At 67.3% G+C, this 22,383-nt stretch carries 19 protein-coding genes and 1 tRNA gene; 12 read left to right on the top strand and 8 right to left on the bottom strand.

All coding sequences use genetic code 11. The features are described 5' to 3' along the window. Positions 1-92 precede the first annotated feature (92 nt). The 4 genes from ACGFIF_RS10420 to ACGFIF_RS10435 all read right to left on the bottom strand — a co-directional run bounded on the left by ACGFIF_RS10420 (position 93) and on the right by ACGFIF_RS10435 (position 5,932). The gene (locus tag ACGFIF_RS10420) at positions 93-1,241 is read right to left on the bottom strand and encodes a hypothetical protein (RefSeq protein ID WP_393153710.1); all 1,149 of its coding nucleotides are present in this window, start codon (positions 1,239-1,241) and stop codon (positions 93-95) included. 947 nt (positions 1,242-2,188) lie between these two features. Continuing rightward, positions 2,189-3,679, bottom strand: a complete 1,491-nt coding sequence (locus ACGFIF_RS10425; RefSeq protein ID WP_393153712.1) for a tyrosine-type recombinase/integrase — start codon at positions 3,677-3,679, stop codon at positions 2,189-2,191. A 112-nt stretch (positions 3,680-3,791) separates the two neighbouring features. Continuing rightward, positions 3,792-3,867: transfer RNA gene (locus ACGFIF_RS10430), tRNA-Lys, on the bottom strand. Positions 3,868-3,895: 28 nt separating this feature from the next. Then, positions 3,896-5,932 carry an alpha-N-acetylglucosaminidase TIM-barrel domain-containing protein gene (locus ACGFIF_RS10435; RefSeq protein WP_393153714.1) on the bottom strand — a complete coding sequence of 679 codons (2,037 nt, stop codon included), beginning with the start codon at positions 5,930-5,932 and terminating at the stop codon, positions 3,896-3,898. Positions 5,933-5,974: 42 nt separating this feature from the next. On the opposite strand from ACGFIF_RS10435, the gene ACGFIF_RS10440 reads away from it, so the two are divergent. The 5 genes from ACGFIF_RS10440 (at position 5,975) to ACGFIF_RS10460 (ending at position 10,927) form a co-directional block, all read left to right on the top strand. After that, the gene (locus ACGFIF_RS10440) at positions 5,975-7,210 is read left to right on the top strand and encodes an ROK family protein (RefSeq protein ID WP_393153716.1); all 1,236 of its coding nucleotides are present in this window, start codon (positions 5,975-5,977) and stop codon (positions 7,208-7,210) included. Further along, positions 7,203-8,507 (top strand): ABC transporter substrate-binding protein, encoded by a 1,305-nt coding sequence (locus ACGFIF_RS10445; RefSeq protein ID WP_393153718.1) that lies wholly within the window; start codon positions 7,203-7,205, stop codon positions 8,505-8,507. Before ACGFIF_RS10440 ends, ACGFIF_RS10445 begins: the two co-directional genes overlap by 8 nt. Beyond that, a complete protein-coding gene (locus ACGFIF_RS10450) occupies positions 8,497-9,363 on the top strand; it encodes a carbohydrate ABC transporter permease (protein WP_393153720.1) in 867 nt (288 codons plus the stop codon). Before ACGFIF_RS10445 ends, ACGFIF_RS10450 begins: the two co-directional genes overlap by 11 nt. Then, positions 9,360-10,181, top strand: a complete 822-nt coding sequence (locus ACGFIF_RS10455; RefSeq protein WP_393153722.1) for a carbohydrate ABC transporter permease — start codon at positions 9,360-9,362, stop codon at positions 10,179-10,181. Before ACGFIF_RS10450 ends, ACGFIF_RS10455 begins: the two co-directional genes overlap by 4 nt. A gap of 101 nt (positions 10,182-10,282) precedes the next feature. Then, positions 10,283-10,927 (top strand): hypothetical protein, encoded by a 645-nt coding sequence (locus ACGFIF_RS10460; protein ID WP_393153724.1) that lies wholly within the window; start codon positions 10,283-10,285, stop codon positions 10,925-10,927. 15 nt (positions 10,928-10,942) lie between these two features. On the opposite strand, the gene ACGFIF_RS10465 is transcribed toward ACGFIF_RS10460, so the two are convergent. Beyond that, positions 10,943-12,649, bottom strand: a complete 1,707-nt coding sequence (locus ACGFIF_RS10465; protein ID WP_393153726.1) for a M4 family metallopeptidase — start codon at positions 12,647-12,649, stop codon at positions 10,943-10,945. 17 nt (positions 12,650-12,666) lie between these two features. Then, positions 12,667-13,125 (bottom strand): HAD family hydrolase, encoded by a 459-nt coding sequence (locus ACGFIF_RS10470; protein ID WP_393153728.1) that lies wholly within the window; start codon positions 13,123-13,125, stop codon positions 12,667-12,669. Positions 13,126-13,314: 189 nt separating this feature from the next. On the opposite strand from ACGFIF_RS10470, the gene ACGFIF_RS10475 reads away from it, so the two are divergent. After that, on the top strand, positions 13,315-15,048 hold the full coding sequence (locus ACGFIF_RS10475) for a S8 family serine peptidase (RefSeq protein WP_393153730.1): 1,734 nt from the start codon (positions 13,315-13,317) through the stop codon (positions 15,046-15,048). A gap of 246 nt (positions 15,049-15,294) precedes the next feature. Then, complete coding sequence (locus tag ACGFIF_RS10480; RefSeq protein WP_393153732.1) at positions 15,295-15,825, top strand: G5 domain-containing protein; 531 nt, start codon at positions 15,295-15,297, stop codon at positions 15,823-15,825. Between the two features lie 54 nt (positions 15,826-15,879). Here ACGFIF_RS10480 and ACGFIF_RS10485 read toward each other — a convergent pair whose 3' ends face one another. After that, entirely contained in the window at positions 15,880-16,458 is a 579-nt protein-coding gene (locus ACGFIF_RS10485; protein ID WP_393153734.1) for a TIGR03086 family metal-binding protein, read from the bottom strand. Between the two features lie 52 nt (positions 16,459-16,510). Here ACGFIF_RS10485 and ACGFIF_RS10490 point away from each other — a divergent pair, with 52 nt between their 5' ends. Both ACGFIF_RS10490 and ACGFIF_RS10495 read left to right on the top strand, forming a co-directional pair. Then, a complete protein-coding gene (locus ACGFIF_RS10490) occupies positions 16,511-16,936 on the top strand; it encodes a MarR family winged helix-turn-helix transcriptional regulator (protein WP_393153736.1) in 426 nt (141 codons plus the stop codon). A 75-nt stretch (positions 16,937-17,011) separates the two neighbouring features. Next, positions 17,012-17,905 (top strand): hypothetical protein, encoded by an 894-nt coding sequence (locus ACGFIF_RS10495; RefSeq protein WP_393153738.1) that lies wholly within the window; start codon positions 17,012-17,014, stop codon positions 17,903-17,905. On the opposite strand, the gene ACGFIF_RS10500 is transcribed toward ACGFIF_RS10495, so the two are convergent. Then, a complete protein-coding gene (locus tag ACGFIF_RS10500) occupies positions 17,885-20,452 on the bottom strand; it encodes a LuxR C-terminal-related transcriptional regulator (protein WP_393153740.1) in 2,568 nt (855 codons plus the stop codon). The two genes, ACGFIF_RS10495 and ACGFIF_RS10500, sit on opposite strands and share 21 nt — an antisense overlap. Positions 20,453-20,606: 154 nt before the next feature. Here ACGFIF_RS10500 and ACGFIF_RS10505 point away from each other — a divergent pair, with 154 nt between their 5' ends. The 3 genes from ACGFIF_RS10505 to ACGFIF_RS10515 are packed head-to-tail and all read left to right on the top strand — an operon-like array spanning position 20,607 to position 22,226. Then, positions 20,607-21,014: a DoxX family protein gene (locus ACGFIF_RS10505; RefSeq protein ID WP_393153742.1), complete on the top strand. Its 408-nt coding sequence runs from the start codon at positions 20,607-20,609 to the stop codon at positions 21,012-21,014. Positions 21,015-21,057: 43 nt separating this feature from the next. Further along, entirely contained in the window at positions 21,058-21,567 is a 510-nt protein-coding gene (locus tag ACGFIF_RS10510) for a sigma-70 family RNA polymerase sigma factor (RefSeq protein ID WP_393153744.1), read from the top strand. Beyond that, a complete protein-coding gene (locus ACGFIF_RS10515) occupies positions 21,564-22,226 on the top strand; it encodes an anti-sigma factor family protein (RefSeq protein ID WP_393153746.1) in 663 nt (220 codons plus the stop codon). Before ACGFIF_RS10510 ends, ACGFIF_RS10515 begins: the two co-directional genes overlap by 4 nt. The last annotated feature ends 157 nt before the right edge of the window (positions 22,227-22,383 follow it).

Consider the following 22,383-nt stretch of genomic DNA (forward strand, 5'->3'; position numbering starts at 1 on the left):
ACCGCGCGAGCCTTGACCTCGGGATCGATCCTCTTGCGCACGTCCTGCATCCTTCCAAACTCAGAAAGATGCGGCATCAAACCTGGGGCGCTTCAGAGAGCCTTTGCGACACGCCACAACACTGCTCCGGCTATAGGAACTATCGCGAACTGGGCAATGTTCGGAGCTTGTTGCACCAGGTCCAACCACACGGAGCCCATCCGCATCTCTCGTACGACGAGAGGTGGAGGAAGCGGCCCGATTGCAAATCGTTCACCGCTGGATGCAAGAGATATGGTCCGAAGATGTGGTGCTGGCCCGGTCGCCGGCTCCGCTGGCCACAGGTCGTCCAGGGGAGCACTGGTTGCGCCCAGCGCCGCGGTCAGCTGGTCGATGCCTAGGTATGGTGCAAGGTCGGTCAGCGTCTGCCCGCGCAGTGACTCGTCGGTCATAGCAAGGGCCGCTTCCAGCGCCGCGGGCAGCTGGTCGGCCTGCAGATACGGTACAAGCCCGGTCAGCGCATGCGCGCGCATGGACTCGTCGGTGATAGCGAGCGCCGCTTCCAGCGCCGCGGCCGACTGGTCGCCGGATAGGTAGGGTGCTAGCCCGGTCAGCGCTCGTATCCGCGACGCGTCGTCAGTCAGAGCTAGGGCCGCATCGAGCGACACGGTCAGCTGGTCGGCCTGTAGATGTGGTGCAAGGCCGGTTAGCGCTTGCACCCGCCATGATTCGTCGGTGATAGCAAGGGCCGCGTCCAGCGCCTTGATCAACTGGTCGTCGGGTAGGTACGGTGCAAGGTCGGTCAGCGCCTCCATCCGCCCCCACTCGTTGGTGATTGCGACTGTCAGATCCAGAGCGTGTGCCAGCACAGCAGCTGGCTGGTCGGCGGGAAGCCACGGTGCGAGCCCTGTCAGCGCTCGCGTCCTCGCCACCTCGTCGGTGATCTCGCGGGCAGCGTCCAGCGCCGCGGCCAACTGGTCGGTGTTTAAGCGCGGGGCAAGTCCGATCAGCGCTCGCGCCATGGCCGACGCGTTGGAGATGGTGAGCGCGGCTTCCAGCGCTGTGGCTATCTGATCGTCGGGTAGGTACGGTGCCAGCCCGGTCAGCGCCTGCACCCGCGACATGTCGTCGGTGAGAGCAAGGGCTGCTTCGAGCGCCGTGGCCATCTGGTCGACGGGTAGGTACGGTGCCAGCCGGGTAAATACCTGCGCTCGGGTCGACTCGTCGGTGATCGAGGCGGCCGCTTCCACTGCACGTGCCACAACTGCAGGTTGCTGGTCGGCGGGTAGGTGCGGTGCCAGCCCAGTCAGCGCCCACGCCTGCCAGGACCCGGTGATCGAGCTGGCCGCGTCCAGGCGTGTGCAAGCGCCGCAGGTTGCTGATCGATCGGTAGGTGCGGCGCAAGCCCTGTCAGCGCCTGCACCCGCCATGACTCGTCAGTGATAGCAAGCGCCGCTTGCACCGCCTTTGCCAGCTGGTCGGCAGTTAGGCGCGGTGCAAGGCTGGTCAGCGCCCGCGCGCGCATGTTCGCTGGTGATGGCGAGGGCCGCTTCCAGCGCCGTTGCCAGCTGGTCAGCAGTTAGGTGCGGTGCCAACTGAGTCAGCACCTTCGCCCGCGATACGTCGTTGGTGATCGCGCCGGCCGCTTGCATTGCGCGTGCCACAACTGTCGTTCGCAGGTCGTCGGGAAGGTGCGGTGCGAGGGCGGTGAGCGCCTGCATTCGCGAAGAATCGCCTGGGTTTATAGCGACCCCACTGAGCAACCACGCCAAGGGAGTGCGGCGATACCCCCCTTCCGCTCGCACTTTCGCAGAATATGGCGCACGTGGACGTGAAACCATCTGGGGTCGCGGCCGAGAGCGCGCGTACTCGGCTGGGAGCACCACAGTCATGTACGCCGAGTAGACCGTTTGGATGTCATTCAAGAAAGTGGCCAGCGCTGATACTTCGAGGAGCCGAGAGCCCGGGTCGTGGAGCCGCAGAACGGCAGTGAGGATCGCCCTCTCAGCCGCGATGTCGATATCTGTCACTGTTCACTCCCGCAGCAGCCGCCCGGTGGTTAAGGTCATGAGTCTACGGACAGTTTCCGTCGCGCGCCGCAAGCTCCGAGATGGCTCTTCGCCTCGGTAACAACGCCCGACCCAATCGACCACCACGCACAGAGCCGGGCTGTTCTGCGGGCGGCGTGCTGCTCGTACGACGCGCGTACTTATCCCGTGGACCTGATTTGGCGCGACTTGTCAAGGAGATCCCAGACCTGTAGCAGGTCGAGAGCGCGGCGGATGGTGCCCTCGGAGACCTCGTGTTGATTGGCGAGCTGCTTTGTGGGCGGCAAGGAGGTGCCTGCCGGCAGTAGGCCGGACTCGATTGCGGCGCCTAGCTTGGCAGCGATCGCCTCGTAGGGTGCGCGCGGATTGCGCATGATCCGTTCGCGCTCACTGAGCTGTTCGGGACGGCTCGGGAGGCGGTCGAAGAGTGCGGTTGCGGCTCGTTGGTCGGCTTCGGAGACGAATGCGGTGTAGACGCGGAGCGTGGTGGTGCCGCCGCCGCCATGGCCGAGTCGGCCGGCGACGGTTCGGATGTCGACTCCTGCGGCGATGAGTTCGGTGGCCGAGTAGTGGCGGAGGTTGTGCAGGTGGGTATCGATGTCGAGGCGCGCCGCGAGTTTGCTGTAGCGCTGCGAGACGCTGTCGGGCACGAGATGTTCGCTGTTGTCTGGGGCAAGGGAGAACACGAATGCATCAGGCCCGAGCTTGGTTTTCAGCTTGGCCGCGTTCTCGTCGCAGGTCTCGCGGTGCTTGCGTAGGAGACTCACGGTCTCGCCATCCAGCGTCAGTCGGCGGTGCTGGTGGGTCTTGGTGTCCTTAAGCCACTTCTTGCTGCTGTTTTGAGCCACGCTGGTGTCTACGACGATCGTGCCTTGGGCGAGGTCGACCTTGGACCAGCGAAGGCCGCACAGTTCGCCTCGTCGTGCACCGGTGACCATCGCAAGCCACACGAATGTGCCCCACGCTGGGTCGTTGAAGGCCTCGCCCAGGATTTGGGCGGCTTCGACGGCTGTTGGTGGGTGGGGGTTCGGCTTGGGGGCGGATGGGGGCTTGCCGGTAGGCATCGGATTAATCGATACCCACTTCCATCGCATGGCTTGGCGGAAGGCGCCACTCAGGATGAAGTGAATCTGGCGGATCGTGGAGGCGCCGAGTGGTCGGCATTCATGAGGTCGACAGCGGTGGTCACACTCGTGAGGGGTCTTGGTGCGGTGTTCGGTGAAGGGTCGTCGGTCGCAATGGTGGCGACAGCGACGGAGTTCGGCGTAGTAGGAGTCGAGGACATCGGCCTCGACTGCGCCGACCTTGACCTGCCCGATCAGCGGGTCGATGTGGTTCCGCACGTAACCGTGGTAGGTGCGGCGGGTTGTCTCGTCTAGTTCGGCCAGCTCCAGGTGGCGCTCGATCAGTTGGCTCAGGCTCGCGTTGGTCCGTGGCTGCCGCCGCTCATCGACCTGCGTCTGAAGCCGCCGGACGGCTCGCTCGGCCTCCTCCGCCGCCTTCGGCGTGTTTGCCGGGATGGTCTCGCGAAGGTAGTGACGTCGTTTCGTGACGGGGTCGATGCCGGCGTAGACGACGACGCGGAGCGCGCCGCTGGGCAGCTCCTCCACGGAGCCGCGGGCGCGCTGGCGCCTCTTCGGAGCCTTTGCCATGCGGCCGAGTGTAGCGACTCGCACCACGTTTGATCCCACGATACGGAAGATAGTGGGCTGCAGGGTTGCTTCCCATGAGTCGGATCGCCTTATTTTAAAGGCGATCCGAGCTTGGTAGGCCCCGTGGGACTCGAACCCACAACCCGCGGATTAAAAGTCCGCTGCTCTGCCAGTTGAGCTAGAGGCCCTCTCACGAGGGGTGAGGGGAATAGTGTGTCAGGTTTGTCCAGGGGATTGGTGGTGGGGTGGGGGTTGGGCGTGGGTGGTGTGGAGGTGGCGGGAGTGGGGGACCAGGTTCGCGGGGCGTGGTGGGGGTAGGTCGGCTTGGAGGAAGGTGGCGGTGATCTGGTCCTGGGCTGAGTCCGCGGCGGACCAGCGGGAGAGGTAGTAGGGGGTGACCAGGCCGGAGTAGTGGCGGGCGGCGTAGTCGTTGAGGTGGGGGGTGGGGGACCAGGTGGTGAGGATCTGGCGGGCGTTCAGCAAGAACAGCTCGTGATCCTCGGGGGTTTGGGCCCAGCGGGTGGCTTTGGCTTCCCAGGTGGCGAGCGTGAAGGACGGGTGGGCGGCCAGGAGGGCGTCCAGGTCGGGGAAGAGGGCCAGGAAGGCGTCGCGGTCGTGGAGGTAGTAGCGGTCGGCCACGCGGGTCAGGTAGGCGATGGCTACTGTGATCAGGTCGTGGGCTAGGGGGCCGTCGACCAACAAAGGGTCGTTCTCGGCTGCGGTGATGAGCGCGTCCCAGGCGTCGGCCAAGACCTTCAGGTCGTACCAGAGCGCCGCTTGGATCTCCTCAGGCGAGTGGTACGACGGACGCGTCGTGAGTACGCCGTGGAAGTGTTCGGGGAAGATCGGGATGTCGCAGGCGTAGACAGTGTCCAGCAGACCCCGCCACGCCGAGCGCAAGGCCGGCAGTTGACCGGTCGGCCCGTAGCGGCAGGCGACCCACGAGTCGAGCCACTCGCCTACATCCTCGACAGCGTCCCACGCCAGGTCGGTGATCAGTTCGAAGAAGACCGGGTTGTTGTGGATCGCCTCCATCGACAACCCCAGGCCCACCGGTGGATTACCAGAAGCAAGCGCCGCCTCAACGCCGGGAGCAACCGCGCGGAGGTCGGCGCACGGATCGGTGCGGCCGCCGAAGTTGAGCAGACCGCACCACAACCAAGGCTTGTTCCCGAAGCCGTCGAAGCGTTGCCACACAGGGTCCCGCTCCGCCCACAGGTCGGCCACGATCATCCGGTCCGAAGCGGAGAGAAACTCCCGCACACGCGCGTCGGTCCAGAAGTCGCGTTGGTACGAGAACGGCCACGCCTGCATCAACCAGACAGCGGATGGATCAGCACCAAGCAAGCCGGCGAGCGTCGCGGCAGCGACAGTCCCCGGGTACGACGGATCAGCGTCGACCGGGATCATCTCGATGAACGGGTCAGCGGCGTACAGATGGTCCGTGCCGAGCAACTCGATCTGGACACGCGCGATCTCGGCACCGATCGAGGCGTACAGCGGATCGGAGGCGTCCAGGACCCACGTCTCGAACCCCTGCCAGTCACGCCGCTTGACCCGATCAGGCGCCAGCGCCCGCGGGATATGCCCGGTGAACGCGGGCAGCACCGGCGTCATCCCGAACGCCCGCTCACGCTCCAGAATCCGCCGGCCGAGCGTGAGATGCGAGGAGATCCAGTACGACGGAAGCGGACCGGCGAAGCTGTCGAGACAACCCATGTACTGGAACGGCAGATACCCGGGTCCACCCAGAAACGACCGGACCACCTCATCGGACAGACCGAGCCGTCCATAAGCAGTCGAAAGCACCGCCTCGTGTCCGGTGAGCGCGAGCGGCATGGTGACGCCGTGCAGCGCCATCCAGTCGATCTCGCGCTCCCACTCGGCCCAGTCCCAGTAGGCCATCGTGTAGCTGAACGCGCAGAAATTCAGGTAGTAGAACTCGCGCACCCGCGCCTCGCCCCGCGTCGGCGGACAGTCGGCCAACTCCACCGACAGCGGCAGCGGCGTGTCCCATCCGACCGAGCGACCACACACCTTCCGCAGGTAGTCGTGCAGCCCGACCGCCGCGCTCACCCCGTCCGTCGCGGCCACGGTCAGCTCGCCTTCGCGAGCGACGTACTCGAATCGACGCCCGTCGCCTGACAGCTCACCGAACGTGACCGACGCCCCGAGGACACGCCGGGCGAGCCCCTCGAGGGTCGAAATCCAAGGGGCCCGATCGCTTGACGGAGTTAGTTTCGTGCGATCCATAATAAATACCCTCGCACATCGGACAGCGCAGCGGGAAGGGTGATGATGGACGAACTGGTCGCCGTGGGCACCGAGCTCATGCGCGGGATCAACGCGGACGCCGTCCTGCGGCAGCTCCGCGCGGAGTCCAGCATGACCGTGTCGGCGCTGGCCAAGAAGGTCGGCCTCAGCAGGCAGGCGGTCACCCGCTCCCTCGTGGCGCTCGAGGCCGAGGGCCTGGTCGAGTTCAGCGCGCCCGAGCGCGACACGACAAAGGTCGGCCGCCCCGCGCAGCGGGTTCGGTTCCGGGCCGAGGCCGGTTGCGTACTCGGCCTGTCCATCAGCCCGCAGGACGTCCGGGTGGCGGTGTCCGATCTGGCCGGCGCGATCCTGACGACCGAGACCGTCCAGCTCGACCCGGGGACGAGTGGAGCTGAGGGCGTCGAGACGCTCGTCACCACCGTGCAGAGGGCGACCGCGAACGCCGACATCTGGTTCGCCACCGTCGGAGCACCGGGCATCGTCGATCTGGACGCCCAGGTCATCAAGCTCATCCCGAGTATGCCGGGGTTGGCCGGCGACATCGTCGTACGGCGGTTGAGCGAAGTGCTGACGTGTCCGGTCTATCTCGACAACGACGTGAAGCTGGCGACCCAGGGCGAGCGGTGGCGCGGTGCGCAGCGGCGTGAGGACTCGGTGGTGATGATCCACTGGGGTGAGCGTGTGGGCGCCGGGATCGTGCTGCAGGGCGATCTGTACCGCGGTGCGTCCAACGACTCCGGTGACATCGGCTTCCTCGATCTGCTGGCCGGCGAGACCAGCACGAATCCGGACGGGCTGGGCCCGTTCGAGAACTGGGTCGGCGCCGACGAGATCGTCCGCCTGGCAAAGCTCACGACGTTCGAGGAAGTGCTGGACGCGTACGCCGACGGACACCCGGTCGCGGTCAGTGCGATCGAGACCGTCGCCGGCCGCTTCGCCAAAGGGGTCGCCGCGATCCGCTCGATCCTCGATCCGCAGCTCGTCGTCATCGGCGGCCCGATGGCCCGCTGCGGCGAACCGTTGCTCGAGGCAATCCGCGGTCACCTGGAACACCAAGCCCTGAACCAGCCCCCGCTGGCCGTCTCCGCCCTCGGCGACGACGCCGTCGTGTACGGCGCTCTGCACCACTGTCTGGCCGAGATCGAGCGGACCCGGTTCGAACGGGTCCGAAGCAGCATCCGCCGAGCCGCAGCGCGCGGCCCGCTACCGGCCGAAGCACCACCGGCCGCCATCCCCGAAGGAGAAGCTCATGGGTAGGACCGCAGCAAAGCTGATAGCACTCGGGGCCGCCGCCGTACTCACCACCACGGCCTGCGCGGGCACCGGTGGACCGCAGGCCGCACCGGCGACCCGGGCGAGCGTGGCCACGACGATCCCCAGCGATCCGGTCACCCTCACCCTCGCCTACACCGACGATCCGCCCACCAAGGCGCTGATCGAGGGCTTCCGGAAGAAGTACCCGAACGTCACCATCAAGCCGCAGCAGACGCCGTTCAACGACTACATCAAGTCGATCAAGCTGGCCATGTCGTCGAACCAGCCGCCGGACATCGCCGAGTACAACCCCGGTGCGATGAACACGCTCGTCCCGGCCAAGCTGATCCTCGACCTGAACCCGTACGCCGAGGCGTACGGCTGGGACACCAAGTTCCCGCCGGCCAGTCTCGAGGTGCTGAAGTCGGACGAGACCGCCAAGCAGTTCGGCACCGGCAACCTGTACGCCGTACCGGGTGGACTGTCCATCCTCGGCGTCTTCTACAACAAGTCGATGGTGTCCAAGGTGCCGACTTCGTTGGCGGAGTTCGAAGCGGAGCTCGAACTCCAGAAAAACGAGGGCCGGACTCCGCTCAGCGTCGGCGCGCTCCAGGTCGGCGGTTTCCATCTCTGGAACGCACTGCTGAACGTGATCGGCTCGGTCGACGACTACCGCGCCTGGGTCTACGGCAAGCCGGGCGCGACGATCGTGACCGACAAGGCCAAGGAAGCCACCGACACGCTGAAGCGGTGGGTCGACAAGGGGTACGTCGCCAAGTCGGCCAACGCGACCGCGGATCCGGACGCCCAGGCGAACTTTGCCCAGGGCAAGAGTGCGTTCCTGGTCACCGGCAACTGGGCGGCCGCCGCACTGGAGACGCAACTGAAGGACAAGGTCGGCTTCTTCCCGCTGCCGAACCCGGCCGGCGGTGAGGTGAAGGTCGCCTCCGGCGCCAGTGTCGCGTACGCCATCTCGTCCAAGACGAAGTACCCGAACGTCGCCGCCGCCTTCCTCGACTACATGAGCTCACCCGAGGCCGCGCAGATCCAGTTCACCGGCGGGTTCATGCCGGTCGACACCAAGGCACAGCTCAGCACGACCGGTCTGCGCGGTGACATCGCCAAGCAGTTCGCGCCGATTGCCCAGAGCAACGGCATCGTGCCGTTCCCGGACTTTGCCTCGCCGGGCATGATCGACAAGCTGACGCCGGGTATCCAGGGCATCATCAACGGCACGACCACGACCGACCAGTTCCTCGCTTCTCTGCAGGAGTCGTGGACCGCACACCATGGTGGGTAGACGCCGGGCGCGCGGGTGGGTCTACGTCCTGCCCGCGCTGCTCGTCTACTTCGGGTTCGCGATCTGGCCGGCGCTGAACACGGTCCGGCTGTCGTTGCTGAACTGGGACGGCATCCTCGCGCCGACCTGGGCCGGATTCTCCAACTACACCAGGATCTTCCAGGACCCCACGCTGTACGAGGCGATCCTGCACAGCCTGGTGCTGATCGTCTTCTTCTCCTTCGTCCCGGTGGTCGTCGGTCTGCTGATGACCGGTCTGCTGCTCGGCAAGGTGCGGCGCGGGATGACCTTCTTCCGGGTCGTCTTCTTCCTGCCGCAGGTGCTGCCGTTGGTTGCCGTCGGCATCACCTGGCGCTGGCTCTACAGCGAGGACGGGGTGATCAACCAGATCCTCACCGCCGTGGGACTTCGTGGCATCACCCGCGCCTGGCTCGGCGACTACGACCTGGCCCTGATCGCGCTCGGCCTGATCGGCACCTGGGTGATGAGCGGGTTGTGCATGATGCTGTTCCTCTCCGGTGCCCAGAAGATCGACACCGCTCTGTATGAGGCCGCCACCCTCGACGGCGCCGGGGCGTTCCGCACGTTCCGCCACGTCACCCTTCCCGGCGTCCGCGAGGAGGTCACCATCGCCGGCGTCATCACCACGATCGCCGCACTGGCCAGCTTCGACCTGGTCTTCGTGACGACGAACGGCGGCCCGGCCGGGCAGACGAACGTCCCCGGTCTGCTCGTGTACCGCCTGGCCTTCAACGAAAGCCAGATCGGTGCAGCCAGCGCGCTGGCCGTCGTACTGACTGTTCTGGTCGTCGTGATCGTGACGGCGATCCGCCGCGTGGCAAGGGTCGGCGCGTGAGCACGCGCATCGGGATGAGTCTCCGGTACGCCGTTCTGATCGTGATGGCGACCATGGTGCTGCTGCCGCTCGCCGGCATCGTGTTGACGGCGTTGCACTCGCCGAGTGAGCAGGTCAGCGGACTGAGCCTGCCCGCGCACTGGTCGTGGGAGAACTTCAAGCTCGCCTGGACGCAGGGCAACTTCACGAACCTGATGCGCTCGAGCGTCCTGATCGCCGTGTGTGTCGTACCGCTGGCGGTCGTGTGCGCGACGTTGGCGGCGTACGGGCTGGAAGTCCTGAAGGTGTGGGGAAACCGGGCGATGTCGGCCGGGTTCGTGCTGGGGCTGACGCTGCCGGTAGAGCTCGTGGTCGTTGCCCTGTACTACAACCTGCAGCAGGTCGGTCTGACCAACTCCTACCTCGGCATCATCCTGGCCGAGGTCGCCCTGTTCATGCCGTTCGGCGTGTACTGGATGCAGTCGCACTTCTCCGGGCTGCCCGGTGAGCTCGTCGAGGCGGCCCGCGTCGACGGTGCGCGCGATCTCGCCGTACTGGTGCGGGTGCTGCTGCCGATCTCCTGGCCCGCGGTGACGACGCTGTCGGTGCTGTACTTCATGTGGTCATGGAACCAGTTCCTGCTGGTGCTGGTGATGATGCAGGACCCGGACCGCCGTACGGCGCCCGCCGGCCTCGGACTGTTCGTCGGGCAGTACTCGACGAACATCCCGCTGCTGTCGGCCGCGAGCCTGATCGTGATCGCCCCGATCGTGCTCGTCTACCTCACCTTCCAGCGGAACTTCGTCAACGGGATCACACAGGGTGCGGTCAAGAGCTGACTGCTGGTGACTGTTCGTGAGGGGAGTGTCGGCGTACTCTCATGCCCAGGGGGAGGGTCGATCGTGCTGGGGAGCGCGCGCTCGGTGTAAGGGGGCAGGGTATGAGTGTCGTGGATCGGGCGGCGATCGCGCCGTCGCACGACGAGGTGGTCACCGCCTGGAAAGAGATCATGGACCAGGCGAGCGACTTGGACCTCGCCGATCGGATCGTGATCGCGGTCAAGCTGAGGGCCCGGGCTGACACGTTGGCGACGTACGAAGGACTGGCTCGGGACGCGGGGGACCTGGCCAGAGACGCGCGGGCGTTCGCGGCGGCGGTGCGGATCCAGAATCCGTTGACGACAGTGTTCCTGGCCGTCGGGATTGCCTCGGGGGTGCTCGGATTCTTCGGCCTGTGGTCGTTCTCGGCCGCCAGGAGCACGCTGTTCTCCGACGCGGGGATGGCGCAGACGACCGCGGCGCTGATCGGCGTCCTGACGGTGGCGTCGGGTGCCGTGGTCGTCGGGGTGGTCCGGGGTGCCGTCGTCGCCGCGCAGGCCGCGGTCGAGGCAGCGGGGAACCTCAAGCACCCGTCGACGGTCCTGCTGCAGGAGGTTCGCCCGGCCGAGGAGCGCTTGTTCGCGATCTTCGACCAGCGGGTCCCGGAGCCGGCCATCAGTGCCGCACCGCTGATCGTGCTCGGCACCGTCGGCTTCGTCGCCGGCCTCGCCATCGCCGCATTTGCAGGAGTAGGCGCCACCGGGTGACCCGCTGCGCGGCCGTCAGACGATGCCGACGGCCTCGAATGCGGCTTCCACTGCGGCGATCTTGCGGGCCTGTTGAGCCGGGGGCAGTAGGCGGAACAGGCTGCGTGCACTGGATACGGCGAAGCGGCGGCTGGCGGCGAATTGCGATGTACGGGACAGTCGCTGGGTCAGCGTGAGGTAGAAGACGGCGGCCACTTCGTTCGGGCTCAGGATCAGGGCGCCGTCCTCGCCCACAGCGGTGAACAGGTTGAAGGCCGCTTTGTTGTGGATCCCGCTGTTCTTGTGCACGCCACCCCAGTCGCCTTCCTCGGTGCCGGGCTTGATGACGAAGTCCTTCATGTGCTCCGGCTGCCCGAACCGCGGCGGGTTCGACAGGTCGCGGAACGGCCTGTCCCCGGCCAGCAGGTTCTCGCCCAGTTCCCAGCCCCAGGTCCGCGGGTCGTCGTTGCCGAGGTTGGCGATGACCGTGCCGAAGATGTCGGAGTACGACTCGTTCAGCGCCCCCGATTGGAAGATGTACTCCAGCCGGGACGTGTGGTCGGTGACCCCGTGGAACATCTCGTGCGCGACCACGTCGATGTTCGCCGACAAGGACCGCAGTTCGTTGTTCGGCCGTAGTACCTGCCCGTAGACCATCTGCATCCGGCTCTTGCTCCAGAAGGCGTTGGCCCACTGCTTTCCGTCGGGACTCTTCGCGAGGACGACGCAGTTGATGGTGGACTTCATGGCCCCACCACGTCCGTCGATGTTGTCCCGTCGCAGCACCGTGCGCAGGAACTCCGACACAGCCACCGCGTTCGCGTGGGCGCTCACGGCGCCAGGCGTCCAGGCCGGCGGATTGGCGATGGATCTGCCCGGCAACGGGTTGAGCGGGGACGTCGGGTCGCGGAGCTCGAAGTCGTACGTCTCGACGTTGTGCACCGGGTCGACCAGTACGAAACCATTGCCCTGTTCGGTCACCAGGAAGGTCCGCGCGACATTGAAGGTGTCCTTGGCCGTCTGCTCCATGGCCGCCATGCCCGGCGTCCGCGGCAGGATCGTCACCACCTGCCCGTCATGCGCGTCCACCACGTAGTCGACGAACCGTGGCGGGTCGAACTCGGTGTCACGGTCCTCCGGTCGCTCCGCGCCGCGATCGGGCTGCACGGGCACATCCTCGAGGATGTAAGCGAGCCGCCAGCGGGCGTTCTCGACGTCGTAGTAGTAGTTCAGCCGGGGTACGACGTCGGTCAGCGTGGGCTGATATCCGCCCGGCGCCGACTCAGCCGCTCTCACCGCATCGACCGGCGACACACTGGCGACCGGGTCGACGCCGGTCGGCTCGCCGAGGGCGGCGTCGATGCCGACCAGGCTGTTCGTGTCGTCGAGCTCGACGGTCACCAGCGAGCCGTAGACCGGGATGTCGTGGACCATCTGCCGGAACTTCACGATGCGGGTCTCGGTGAGCGGGACCGTCTCGGTGTCGATGGTCTTGAACTGGCGACCGGCGCCGTACTCCGCCGGGGCGGTGAGGGACGGCACCGCATCGCTGGCCACCGCCTGGTCCAGGAACCGGCGCGCCGCGGTCTCCGGATCGAGATCGCTCTCGCGGTCGGCCCCCGGCGGTCGAAGACCGGGAGCTGCCGCCCGCTCCTCTTCCAGTTGTGCGAGCGCTCCCGATGACGACTCGTCCGCAGTGTGCAGGGAGAAACTGTTCAGGCCATTGCCTTGCTCGCTGGGCATCTCGAGGGTCCTTCCGGTCAAGCAGGTGGGAACGCGGTCGCGACCAGATGCAGTGCGTGCAGCGGGTGCGGGGACACGCGGAAACCGACGGACGCGGCGACCCGCCGCTCGTCGGTGTTCTCGCCGACGAACACGCACCGGGCCGCCGGCAGGGCCGCGCGATCACGGGCCAGGGTGAAGAAGGCCGGCTGAGTCTTGTCCAGACCCTCGACCGAACTGAACAGGCACAGGTCGGCGTCGAGGAAGGACAGCAGGCCGGCAGCGTCCAGCACCTGGTTCATCGTGGCGGCGGTTTCGTCGCCGGTGTTGGAGATCAGGCCCAGTGCGGCCGGGATCCCGACCTCCCCGCTCCGCAGCCGGGCGAGGACCTCGGGCACGAACGGGTACACGTCGAGGCGGGACAGCCGCCCGCCCTCGACGACCGCGCTCGCCAATGTGTCGCCGATATCGAAAAAGACGGCCAGATCCTGGCTCATCTGCCCCCCTTGGCAGCACCCCGCGTCCAAATGTGAGCGTCTCATCGAGAGTGACGCCGCGCAAGGACCAGTGGCGGCTATTCCCTTCGTCGCCGAAACGGACCGGCAATTCAACCGCCTGCCATCGTTCCTTGACCGTGCGGAGGACGGAGAGGATTGTTGAATGCTGACGCGGTGGGGGTGTCGCAGATGGACAGGAACGAGAATTCCCCGAGCTCCGACGGCGGACCGCTGTTCCAAGCCTTCGCCGTCAAGACGACCAGGGGCCGGGCGCGACAAAAGCTGGACCGGGCGATCAGCGACGTACTCGGCACCGGCTGGCACGCCGAGACGTACGGCGGCCGCAGCCACCAGTACGAAGTGTTCGCCGAGGAAGGCGCCCTGACAGCTCAGGACGCGTGGGATCGCACGTACCAGTTGCGCGCCCACGCCGGCATCGCGAGCGCCGAACCGCTCTTCAAGGCATGGGTCACGGACCGTCCGGACTGGGGCGTCGGCGTCTCCCCAGGAGACGACGTCGCCGCGTTCGGCCTACCGGGCTGGGTCTGTGGCAGCGGCAAGGATTTCGACAAGGCCAAGGTGCACGAGTGGAGCCTGCACATGGCCAATGTCACCCAAGCATGGACGAACCACTTCTCGAACCCGGGCGCCGGTCCGGGCGAAGGTGTGATCGTCGGCCATCCGGACACCGGCTACCGCAGCCATCCGGAGATCGCGGTCAATCTCCTGCTCAGCAAGGGTTTCGACCTGTTCCGCAACGACAACGACCCACAGGACGAACTGAAGGACCGGTTCCCCTGGCAGACCCCGGGCCACGGCACGGCAACGGGCAGCGTCATCGTCAGCCCCCGAGGTGCCGCCGACGGGAACCCACAGAACTCCGTCAGCGGTACGGCGCCACACGCCAAGCTGGTCCCGTTCCGCGTGTCGGACACCGTGGTGGTCCTGGACACCGTCAACCTCGCCCGGGCGATCGAGCTCGCCACGGACCAGGGAGCCCACGTCATCTCCATCAGCATGGGCGGTCTCAGCAGCGACCGCCTGCATGACGCTGTGGTCTACGCGACCAGCAGGGGCGTCATTGTGCTCGCCGCCGCAGGCAACTGCGTTCGCTTCGTGGTCTTCCCGGCCGCGTACGACGAGGTCGTCGCCGTCGCCGCCTGTGATGCCGAACGAGAACCGTGGAAGGGCTCGTCCAGGGGATCAGCGGTGGACATCACCGCACCCGGCGACCGGGTCTGGCACGCCACGGCCAACAAGAACGACGCCCTCGACACAGTGGGCCAGGGCTCCGGAACGTCGTACGCCGTTGCCACGGTCGCGGGGATCGCCGCCCTGTGGCTCGCCAAGCACGGGCGAAGCACGATCATCCAAGCGTGTGGCGGCAAGGAGCGGATCGCTTCGACGTTCCTGCAACTGTTACGCGCCACCGCCACCCCCGTGCCGGGCTGGCCGTCGGGTCAGTTCGGCGGCGGACTGGTGAACGCCGATGCGTTGCTCTCCGCGGGGCTGCCGAATGGCAGAACCGTGCCCACGCTCGCACCCACTGCCAGGGAGCACGTGGCAGTGGCGCGCGGCGGCCTGCCCACGTTCGGGCATCTCTTCGAGAGCGCCGTCCGCACGGAGTCGCGTGCCCGGCCCTCGCTCGCCGTCGCGGCGGACTCAGGGCAGCCGAGCGGCCTCGACGGCGCGCTGGCGGACCTCTTGAACACCACAGCGGACAAGGTGCCGACCGACCTCGGCCAGGTGGGCCAGGAGCTTGCGTTCTACCTGGCAACCGACCCGGACCTCTACCGCCAATTCGAAAGCGTCGTCTCCCGGGCGATGCCGGACGGCAACCTCAACGCTGTCCGCGAGCGCCTCCTGACCGGAGGCGTCTCGCCCGCCCTCGAGGTGAAACTGTCAGCACCGTCACGAAATTGAGCCGGTTCCGGGGCTGGGGTATCGACCGGTGCATTGCCGGGATGGTATGGATCGGAACTCAACCGGGAAGTCCGGATGCTGACAATCCTGCTGCGGGGGGAAACTGCGGCGGGTTGGGGGGAATTGTGCGTTTGTTTTGTGCTGCGGTGGGTGCTGGGCTTTTGGTCGTCGCCGCCGGGGGGGTGTGGATCGGAAGGTACGGCGGGAGTCGGCGAGCCGGCCGCGATCGTCAGTAGCCGGGCCGCGGTGACGCCGACACCTGAGCCGAGCACGCCGACGGCTCAACCGACGACGGCTCCACCGACCGTGGTGAAGCCGACGGTGGTGAAGCCGACGGTGGTGAAGCCGACGCCCGTGACGACCAAGAAGGCGGTCGTCGAGCTTCGGGTCATTCCGTTCAAGAAGAAGACGGTGACGGATTCCTCGATGGCGAAGGGGGAGACGGTCGTCACGACCACCGGAGTCAACGGGACGCGGCGGTTGACGTATGAGGTGACGTACGTCGACGGCGTACAGACGGCCAAGGAGTTGCTGAAGCAGGAGGTTGCCAAGCAGCCGCGGACCCAGGTGACCACTGTCGGTACGAAGGTCGAGGAGAGCGAGTCGTCGGACTGCGATCCGAACTACAGCGGGGGCTGTGTGCCGATCGCCAGCGATGTGGATTGTTCGGGCGGGAGCGGGAACGGGCCGGCGTATGTGCGCGGCCCGGTCACAGTTGTCGGGAGTGACATCTATGGCCTGGACCGCGACAACGACGGTCTTGGTTGTGAGGACTAAGGCCGTGTCTGATGGTCCCCCGCCTACTGCGCGGGACCATCAGACACGACCTAGCTAGGCGGGGTTGCGGCCGAGGTGGGCGACGATCTGGGTCAGTGGATCGGTGCCGGAGTACGGGATCTCGGGGCCGAAGGGGGAGCCTGGGGCCAGGCGAACGTCGCCGGTCGGAACGATGTGGGCTACCGCCAGAGCGGCGTCCAGGACCTCGGGGGTGAAGGTCACTGTGGTGCCGAGGGACTTGGCGACGTCCCAGGAGTGCACGACGTAGTCGATGAAGTGGAAACTGATCGCCTGGTGGCCGGGGAACGACGCGCCGAACTCTGCCAGCGGGAACGTGCGTTCGGTGACGCCGTCCTCGGCGAAGGCGGTCAGGACGTGTTCGGCTGAGTCGATGTAGGCCTTGACCGGGTCGTCGCCCAGGTCGCGGAGTTTCCACCCAGCCTCGTCGCCGTCGCCGCGGGAGGCGGCGGCGAAGCCGTAGTGCTGGGTGGCCATGTGGGCGAGGAGGCCGTAGAGGGTCCAGGCGCGGCAGGGCGTGGGCTTGGCGAGATCGGCGTCGGTGACACGCGCGACCAGGTCGATGCTGGCCTGGACGGCTTGTGCGTCGAGGGATACGTAGTCAACTGTAGGCATGTGTAGATCATATGCGCTAGCTTATGATTGCGCCAGTGTTATCTTCCGTGGTGTGAGCCCCGAGGACGAGCGGCCCGACCTCGCCGCGATGCTGCATCCGTTGCTGCGGGCACTCATCGCGGCGGAGCTGCCGGTGCTCGCCGAGCATGAGGTGTCGATGTGGGGGTACGCCGTCCTGACCGCACTCGACGACACCCCGGTACGCACCCAGGCCGCGCTCGCGGACGCGATCGGCGCCGACAAGTCACGCATCATCGGCACCCTCGACGAACTCCAGGACGCCGGTCTGATCGAGCGGACACCCGACCCGAGCGACCGTCGCGTCCGGCTGCTGTCGATCACCCCCAAGGGCCGTCGAGTACGACGCTCCGCCCGCAAAGACATCCGCGCGCACGAGGACCGCATCCTCGCATCCCTCCCGCCCGCCGACCGCCAAGCCTTCCTCCGCGCCATCCGCCACTTCTACGACGCCCGCTGAGGTCAATCCTGCGATGGAGGTCGTTCCCCCGCGGGAGTGATCCGCCCAGGACGTGGTTCGAGTCAGGCTGCAGGTATGGCGATCGTGCGTGCAGGGGAGCTGGATCGGGAGGCCGCGGTGGGCTGGGCGGCTCGGGGTGCGGTCGCCTGGGCAGCGGCGTACGGATGTGTGCGGGTGTGGTTCGCCACCGGTCACGCGCCGGACTGGAAGTTCCCGGGTGGCGATCTGCTGGTCCCGGATTGGATAGGAGTGCTGGGGTGCGTGGTCAGCGCCGCGGCTGTGCTCGCACTGCAGCGGCGACCGAGCTCGCGGCTCCTGATCAGGACGCTGTGGTTGGTCGCGGCCGGGTGGGTCGCGGCCGCTGCGCTGGCGCTGCTCGATGTGGTTGGCGGTGTGCTGCCAGGCCTCGGTATCCCGTTCGATTGGAAAGGGATGCTGAGCAGATTGGCCGCGCTCGGCGGCGCCGCGCTGCTCGGCCGAACTGCCCTGACCTACCAGCGTCGGCTCGGTCCGGGCCGGTCGGTGACCGAAATCCCCAGCTGGGCAGTGATCGGTGCCTGGACCGCCGTCGCCGGGTGCCTGATCCGGTTGGGAGCGCAGGCAGTCGTCGGGTTCGGCAGCACGCCGTACGGCGCCAACCTCTCGCTGATCCTGTTCGAGGGCGGCTTCCTGCTCGCCGGGATCGTGCTGCCGCTGCTGCTGGTCTATCGCGTCGGCCGGTTCTTCCCACGCTGGATGCTGCTGCTCCCCGGTGCCGGCCTCGGTGGCGGCATCACGGCGTACTTCGGTGTCGGCCTGCTCCAGATGATCGCGGCCGTAGTCCAAGGCAAGCCCGTGTACGGCGACGTCGGCCTGCCGGACGCGTTCTTCTGGGTAGCCGTCCCGGCCTACCTCGTCTGGGGTGCGGGTCTGGCTGTTGCCACGTATGGCTACCACCTGCGGACCCGTTCAGCGGCTGTGAGTGAGTAGGCCGAGCTCGGCGGCTCGTCGTACCGCTGCCCGGCGGCTGTTCACACCGAGCTTCAGGTAAATGCTCTTCGTGTGCGTGCGCAGGGTGTTCAGGGACACGGTGAGTTCGCGGGCGATGTCCGGTCCGGCGAGTTCGCTGCCGAGCAGCCGGAGTACCTCCAGCTCGCGTTCGCTCAACGCGTCCGGCAGACCTTGCGACGGCGCCGTAGAACCAGTCAACAGGCTGACGAGCTGACCGACGGCAATCCCTTGTTTCGCGGCCGCTTTCAACAGCCGCAACATCGCTGGGCCCTCGTCGACGAAGACCCGGACGTAGCCCTCCGGTGAGGCCAGCGCGAGAGCGCGCTCCAGCGGAACCAGCCCAGCAGGCAGGTCCAGAGCGAGCGCCTGAAGCACCAGGATCTCGATGAGGCTGCCCATCCGGCCGCCGGTCTCGGCCTCGCGCAGCAAGCCCTCCAACAACCCGAGCGCCTCATCGAGAGATCCCTGAGCCAGAAGCGCCCTGGCCAACGTGATGTGCTCGAACTCGTGCAGGTAGTCAAGGTCAGTTGGTAGACCTCGGGAGCGAGCCCAGTCCAGCCCGTCGTCGACCTTGCCTTGCCGGATCCACACCCGCGCCTTCATCGCCGAGATCGGACGAACCTCGGGCGCGAAGTCGCCGAAGTACAGGTGCTCCGCCTCGTCGAGAAGGTCGGCCGCACCGGCAAGATCGCCCTCGGCCTCGCGGATCCGGGCCATCGCGACCCGGGATCGATACGGGTTCCGCGGCATCCCCATCGCGTCGCCCAGCAGTTTGCCGCGCTGCAACAGTTCAAGCGCCATCGGCAACTCGTTCCGCTCGCGGTGGAGTGCACTGAGACCGACGTACATGTCGGCCGTCCCGCGCAGCACCGGTCCGTCCTTCCCGAGCTCCAGCCCGCGCTGGTAGATGCGCATCGCCTCCCGGAGCCGTCCCTGGGTGATCGCGATGTCAGCCAGCGTGACCGCGCAGCCGAGAGCGTCGGACAGGAATCGGACCCGGATCAGGCTCGTCATGCAGTCCGTGTACGCCGTGTGCGCTGCCTCGAGATCGCCTTGAGCCCAGGATGCGAGCCCGAGCAGACCGGTCGCCGCGCCATGGCCGAGCTGGTCGTCGTCGGGCAGCAGATCAAGTGCTTGTCGCCCGTAGGTGACCGTGGCCGCGTTGTCGGCGCGCATCAGCGCCAGCCCGGCTCGGTAGATGGCGATCCAACCTCCGAGCTGGGGGTCATGTGAAGCGTCCTGCAGGCGCGACTCGACACTGTCCACGGCGCCGATCGACAGCAGCGCGCCGGCGAAGTCGACGCTGAGCCTCGGCCGACCACGAACCAGCTCGTCGGGCAGCCGCTCGAGCCAGCCGATCATGGTGGCTTCCTGCCGATCCCTTCGCATGGCCGGTATCGCGAGCTCCATCAGGTCGGCCGCGTGCTCGAAGTCGCGCGCGGCCAGTGCGTGGTGGATCGCCGCGGGCAGGTCGCCGTACTGCTCGTACCAAGCGCTCGCGCGGCGGTGCAGGAGCGGCACCTGATCGGGCTGCGCGTCGAGCAGGCGTGCGTGCATCACGTCGGCGAAGAGGTGGTGGTACCGGTACCACTGCCGGCGATCGTCGAGCGGGACCAGGAACAGGTTCCCGCGCTCCAACGCCGCCAGCGCCGCCTTGCCATCGACCTGTCCGGTCAGTGCGTCGCACAACGACCCGCTCAGCCGATCGAGGACGCTGGTCTGCAACAGGAACGACTGGATGTCCGACGGCTGACGCGCCACCACTTCCTCGACCAGGTAGTCGACGACGAACCGATCGGTGCCCGCGAATCCGTCGATGAAGGCAGTCACGTCGTCCCGCCCCTGCATGGACAGCGCCGCGAGCTGGAGCGCGGCGATCCATCCCTCGGTGCGTTCGTCCAGCGCGGCCACGTCCCGCGCCGTCAACTGCAGGCCCATCATTTCGTTGAGGTACGTCGCCGCTTCGGCCGGAGTGAAGCGCAGATCGGCGGCCCGGATCTCCACCAACTCGCCACGCGCCCGCAGTCGGGCCAGTGGTAGCAACGGATCGGCCCGGCCGGCGATCACCACCCGCAGATTCGGCGGCACCCGGTCCAGCAGGAAGGCCATCCCGTCCTGGATCTCGCGTGCGTCGATGTGATGGTAGTCGTCGAGCACCAGCACGATGTCGCGACCGAGCGCGCCGAGGTCGTTGAGCAGCGGAGTGAGCATCGAGGCGACCGGAACCGGCCGCGACGACTCCGGCAGCGCGCCGACCTCCGGTGCCACTGTCCGCAACGCGGCGACGACGTAGGTCCAGAAGGTCGCCGGGTCGTTGTCACCGGCGTCCAGCGAGAGCCAGGCGACGGACCGGTTCTCGGCCGCGGCGGCCAGCAGCGTCGTCTTGCCGAACCCGGCCGGCGCGGAGATCAGCGTGAGCGTCGACCCGGTCCCCAACCGCTCGCGCAGTCGCGGCCGCGACACCCAACCCGCCCGCGGCCGAGGAACGTAGAGCTTCGTCTCGAGCACCGGAGTCAGCGACCTCACCCCCGGCCCTCAGAGTGCCACAACCCGTAGCAAACAGGGGGACGACGGCGCAACCGATTCGGAGTGTGATCTGAAAGTCACGATGCGTTGAACCCGAGACCCGGATGAATCGTTCGGAACAGGCGACGACCCCTACACCTCGAGGAGTGAGGCCATGAAGGTGCTGGAGCGCTACCAGAAGCAAGTGATCGCCGTCTTCCGGATCGTGATCGGGTTCCTGTTCGCCAGCCACGGTGCGGCCGCGTTGTTCGGCGCACTCGGGACGAAACAGGTCGAAGCCTTCGCCTGGCCGTCGTGGTGGGCGGCCGCGATCCAATTCGCCGGCGGCGCGTTGGTGCTGATCGGGCTGGGTACCAGATATGCCGCACTGCTCTGTTCTGGATCGATGGCGTACGCCTACTTCACTGTTCACCAGGTGGATGCTTTGCTTCCTGTGCAGAATGGTGGCGAGAAGGCAGCGCTGTTCTGCTTCGCCTTCCTGCTGATCGCGTTCCTCGGCAACGGCGCCTGGGCGGTGGAGCAGCGAGCAGCACCTCAGAGAGCAACAGCCGCAGCGGAGTGATCCCGGCCGGGACCGCACGATGCACGACAGAGCAGGAGCCGCGATGGCCGATGACCGGGCGGCGCTGCTGCGCGAGTTGCACGATGTGCACGCGCCCGCGTTGTGGCGGTTCGTGGTCCGGCTGACCGGCGACGACCGGCTGGCCGAGGATGTCGTGCAGGAGACCCTGCTGCGGGCCTGGCGCCGGCCGCAGATCCTGACCGAGGACGAGGCGGGGGCCCGGGCCTGGCTGTTCACGGTGGCGCGCAATCTCGTCATCGACGACCGGCGCAGTGCCCGGGTCAGCCGTGAGGTGGCCAGCGGCGACCTGCCGGAGAACCCGAGTGCCGACCACGCGAACGCCGTCCTGGACGCGTGGCTGGTGGCCGAGTCGCTGGCCCAGCTGTCCGAGGAACATCGGCAGGTGATTGTTCGTGCCTACTACGGGCGTCGTACCGTCACTGATATCGCCGAAGAGCTGGACATCCCGTCAGGCACCGTGAAGTCGCGGCTGCACTACGGGCTGCGGGCGCTGAAGCTCGCGTTGCAGGAGAAGGGGGTGACGAGCCAGTGAGCGATCCGTTCAAGGAGTGGGACGCGGCCTATCTGCTGGGGGCGTTGTCGGCGAAGGACCGTCGCGCCTACGAAGAGCACCTACGGACCTGTGACGAGTGCTCGGCCGGGGTGGCGTCGCTGGCCGACGTCCCCGGCACGCTGGCGACGCTGCCCGACGACCGCGCGCTCGCCACCATCAACGCAAGCCCGCCGAACCTGCTGCCCGGCCTGGTCCGCGCGGTCCAGAACGACACCCGCAAGCGGCGCGTCCGGCTCGGCATGGCGATGGCCGGCGTCACGGCCGCGGCGGCCGTGGTCGGTGGGCTGGTGGCGATCCCGCTCAGCCGCGAGGAGCCGCAGGGTGACTACGTCGTCCTCGCTCAGACCGTGGCCAGCAAGCTCTCCGCCGACGCCCGGCTGGTGCCGGAACGCTGGGGTACGACGATCGAGATCAGCTGCCGGTACGACGAACTGGCCACCCCGAGCGAACGGGCCCGCGGCTACGAGCTGTACGTCACGGACACGTCCGGGAAGTCCCAGCTGGTCGCGAGCTGGACCGCGGCACCGGGGACGACGGTCAAGCCGGCCGCGACCACGAAGCTGCAGCGCAACGAGATCCGCGGGCTGGACATCCGCAGCTCGGAGAGCGGCCGGATCCTGCTCGCGGTGCACTTCTGATGCAGATTGTGCGCCCCCGGACACTGTCCGCGCGGAAATGGTTGCGGTCGGCACGATTGGCTGCCAGCCGCTGGGGCACCTGAGGGTCAAGAGCGGTGGTCGCTCGAGAGGCCGTCGATCTAGACCCCGGTGTTCAGGGACGTGCACCGGGGTCGCT

Source organism: Kribbella sp. NPDC049174, assembly GCF_043197365.1.
Lineage (GTDB): Bacteria > Actinomycetota > Actinomycetes > Propionibacteriales > Kribbellaceae > Kribbella.